Annotated in this window: 3 protein-coding genes and 1 pseudogene; 1 reads left to right on the plus strand and 3 read right to left on the minus strand. The window is 40.2% G+C overall.

All coding sequences use genetic code 11. The features are described 5' to 3' along the window. From pntA to AB4496_RS22885, 3 genes and pseudogenes are all read right to left on the minus strand, one after another. Window positions 1–625: pseudogene (pntA, locus tag AB4496_RS22875) on the minus strand (NAD(P)(+) transhydrogenase (Re/Si-specific) subunit alpha); the annotation flags it as partial. A gap of 299 nt (window positions 626–924) precedes the next feature. Further along, window positions 925–1,206: an HlyU family transcriptional regulator gene (locus tag AB4496_RS22880; RefSeq protein WP_012600627.1), complete on the minus strand. Its 282-nt coding sequence runs from the start codon at window positions 1,204–1,206 to the stop codon at window positions 925–927. A gap of 38 nt (window positions 1,207–1,244) precedes the next feature. Then, entirely contained in the window at window positions 1,245–1,613 is a 369-nt protein-coding gene (locus tag AB4496_RS22885) for a late competence development ComFB family protein (RefSeq protein ID WP_009845358.1), read from the minus strand. A gap of 392 nt (window positions 1,614–2,005) precedes the next feature. On the opposite strand from AB4496_RS22885, the gene AB4496_RS22890 reads away from it, so the two are divergent. Further along, window positions 2,006–3,019 (plus strand): diguanylate cyclase (locus AB4496_RS22890; protein ID WP_372132076.1); only part of this gene is annotated, 1,014 nt, incomplete at its 3' end.

The raw sequence follows: 3,019 nt of genomic DNA on the forward strand, positions 1-3,019 counted from the left end.
CGACTTGCTCTTTTACTTCAGGACGAACATCGAACGAACGAACGATCGCACCCAAACTACCCGCAGCGCCAATTGCTGCTAGGCCAGCAACACCCGCACCAGCAACCAGTACCTTCGCTGGTGGAACTTTGCCTGCCGCCGTAATTTGACCTGTGAAGAATCGACCAAACTCATGCGCCGCCTCAACAACAGCACGGTAACCCGCGATGTTAGCCATAGAACTCAATGCATCTAACGCTTGAGCTCTTGAAATACGAGGTACAGAATCCATCGCCATCACGTTAATATTACGAGTGGACAATTGTTCCATTAATTCTGGGTTCTGAGCTGGCCAAATAAAGCTGACCAATGTTGCGCCATCTTTAAGAAGATCAATTTCATTTGTAGTTTCGTCAACGATCGGAGCGTTAACTTTAAAAATAATATCGGATTTCCAAGCTTCATCTGCGGTGACAATTTTTGCTCCAGCTTGTTCATAAACTGCATCTTCAAAACTTGCTAACGCACCTGCTTGTGATTCAACACAAACTTCAAATCCTAATTTTAGAAGCTGTTCTACCGATTTCGGCGAAGCAGCAACTCGCGTTTCACCTGCGAGTGTTTCTCTTGGTACACCAATTTGCATAGCTATTCCTTGACTATTGGCACAATGACTTATTCGTTTGTATCTAACGACAACTAATACTTCAAGCGTTTTATTCAAAGAACAGGAAAAGTTATTACTTATAACGATTTGGATGGAATTGGAGCACTTCATTTGAAGAAATGACGCCTCTTTTGAGCCAAGAGGTCAAACCACTTGCAAATATTCCTTTAAATAACAACCTACTAGCTGTTCTTTGTTCCTAAAACTAAAAAGAGCTTTCAGCATATACACTGAAAGCTCTCTAAATTATGACCAACATCAATTCTAACCCTATTTGGTTAGCTAAAAATGCTATCGCCCATTTGGTCGATGAACATCTGCGATTTTTTAAGCATCAGTTCATCGGCATCTTGTTTGTTTGAAACAACATCTGAACGAATAAAACGATGGGTTTTGATTTCACCATCAAATTCTTTCTCGATTCGCCCAGCTACACGGTATTGACCAGATTCAGCAATGGCATCTTGATAGATATTGAAGCCTTTGTATTCGACTGGCTCAATTTCTACTTTTTGTTCGGTTTTTTCTTTGCCACTAAATAATCTAGAAAAGAATCCCACGTTTTTACTCCTTAAATGACCGCATTAACCGTAAACTATCATGACTGTTTACCGCTCAACAATGGCTTTTCATACCATTGCAATTCTACGTCATCATCAAAATTATGTTGACTAAAGATAACGGGTACATTGTCGTCACGCTCGCGTCTTCTGTCGTCAATGATCATACTTTCTGCATTTTTGACCGCGATCTCACTATTTCGTTTATACAGTACCAATTTATCCTCTGGCAATGCCGATAGAAAATCGACGTCGAAGCGAATATAGATTGGTTTAAGCTGACCTAAAGCCAAACACGCAAGATCGGCTAACTGCTCGTTGGTATAGCCAGAAACATACTCTTCTGTCGCTAATACATTTCCCACCAAAGTTTCCATATAGTTATGGACATCGACACTGATTTGCATAATACACCTCCATGTTGATCGGTTGTTTCTAGTTTAATCGTTGTTGTAGCTAATCATTGTTGTAACTCATCGCGGTTGTTACTAACCGCTTCTGCAGCTAGGCGTATAACATCTGTTCATTGCTACTTAGGTAACCACCTAACTCTTGAGCACAAACTATGTTGATTTAGTTAAGTATCAATAACGGCTGTTTCATTTATCATATATACTGTTTAGCTCGTTCTTAGGTTAATAGCAACTGAAACACATATAAATTTAGTTGTACAATTAGCGAGCTATGATCATGTTTTTGCTATAATTTAATGAAAAAGCTTGGCAATTGCTTGTTTACCCGTATCCTACGTATAAAATTAAAATATAAGATCATCATTATAGTTAGGCTCACCACATAAATGACATCTTCTTTCGTCACGTCGAGCATATTTCGATTTTGCTTTCCCTTACTTCTATTAGCAATATTACTTGCAGGTATGAACAACGTCATCCTAGTGACGGATTCAAACTTAGGGTTTGCTAGCAACCTCCCATACATTCTATTGAGCGTTGCGGTTTTGCTGTGCCACACATTTAAGCAAGGTCGTATGGCCATGGTGTCCTTAACCATGCTCGTCGCATACCTCATCATTCAAGTTCGTTTACAAACGCCACTCAACACAGGCACCACTCTATTAGAACTGTCTCTGTTAACCGCTTTAGTCCCTGTAACATGCTTACTGGTGTATGCCTTCCCAGATAACGGCGTTAACTCGAAATCCATGTTCCTATATGCTTTGGTTCTCGTTCTGTTTACGGTATGGGCACAATTAATTGTTTCTCATTTCCAGTCAGGTGGATTTGAGTCATGGAGCGAAGGTATCCTGTTTATCGTTAACGGATTCTCGAGGCTACCTTTCGTTTTAGTGCTGTATAGCCTTTGTTTACTTGGCCTTACTTCGATTTTAGTTCTGGTATACAACCGCGCGATTGATGTTGTCGTATACAGCGCAATTTTACTTTCTACTAGTACATTCATATTTTTTGATGTGCAATACATCTCTAGTACGATGTTCTCGCTGTCTGGTACGTTATTCATTATCTATGTCGTCTCTGCTAGCCACGATATGGCCTTTAATGACCGTTTAACTAACATTCCTGGCAGACACGCCTTAGAAGTGGATATGAAGCACTTAGGGCGAAAATACTCAATGGCGATGGTTGATATCGACCACTTCAAGAAATTTAACGATACCTACGGGCATGACATTGGCGACGATGTGTTGAAGTTAGTAGCACGTATATTGAGTGAAACAACCGGTGGTGCAAAAGCTTATCGCTATGGTGGTGAAGAGTTTACGATTATTTTTAAAGGCAAATACTCGGAACAGGTTAAAGAGCACCTTCAAGTTCTCATTTCGGAAGTACAAAAC

Source organism: Vibrio sp. 10N.222.46.A1 (assembly GCF_041473595.1).
Taxonomy (GTDB): Bacteria; Pseudomonadota; Gammaproteobacteria; order Enterobacterales; family Vibrionaceae; genus Vibrio; species Vibrio tasmaniensis_A.